Below are 748 nucleotides of genomic sequence, written 5' to 3'. Positions count from 1 at the left end.
CCGGTGAAGGGCATCAGCCAATGGTATTCGGGCCAGGATTGGCAATACGACTACAACATCGACCGCGCCCGCAAATTACTGGCACAGGCCGGTTACGCTTCGGGGCTGAAGAGCGATTTCTACCTGGCCCAACGGCCGGACTGTCTTCGCATTGCCGACATCATCGCCGAGGCATGGCGCGAAATTGGCGTCGAGTTGGTGATGCGCGACATTGCCGGCACGCCTGAGGGTTGGCTGCCGCCACTCTTCCTGCGCACGGAATGCGCGCACAACCTGTCGGAGCCGATCTACGACCTTGCGCATGACTATGCCGCCATGAACCCAATCTTCCCGCTACCCGGCGGCCCTCCGCACGTCGGCAACTGGGCACCGCGTTGGAAGAAGAATGACGGCGCCACCAAGCGCTTTGCCGCCCTGCTCTGCGAATGCGACCGCCCGGCGAAGCGGCAGCGCTTCAACGAACTGCAGCGTTGGCTGACCGATTTCAGCTCCTCCATCTTCATTGCGGAGGGGCATCAGGTGATGGCCGCCAACCGGCACGTTCCGCCAGAACTCATTGCACCGGGAAACCGGTTCTTCCAGGCGCTGAACCATCAGAACTGCACCACGAACTACCTGCCGCGCTGAAGCCGGTTGAGATGCCTGTAGACGACTGGCAGCAGCGGAGCCGCAGACCGGTCCCGATGCGATCATCCAACGTAATGTTCGGCCTGAGCCGCGGAATGTCACACCGGCTGCAGCCGAAAAT

The 748-nt window shown here is 61.9% G+C and carries 1 protein-coding gene; it reads left to right on the top strand.

Annotated elements, in window-relative coordinates:
* On the top strand, window positions 1–627 hold a 627-nt coding region (locus GSQ76_RS22630), incomplete at its 5' end, for an ABC transporter substrate-binding protein (RefSeq protein WP_216851233.1).
* Window positions 628–748: the final 121 nt, after the last annotated feature.

Source organism: Acidisphaera sp. L21 (assembly GCF_009765685.1).
In the GTDB taxonomy this organism is placed as follows: Bacteria; Pseudomonadota; Alphaproteobacteria; order Acetobacterales; family Acetobacteraceae; genus LMUY01.
The sequence above is the reverse complement of the archived record's forward strand: the minus strand, read 5'-3'. Positions and strand labels throughout refer to the sequence as shown.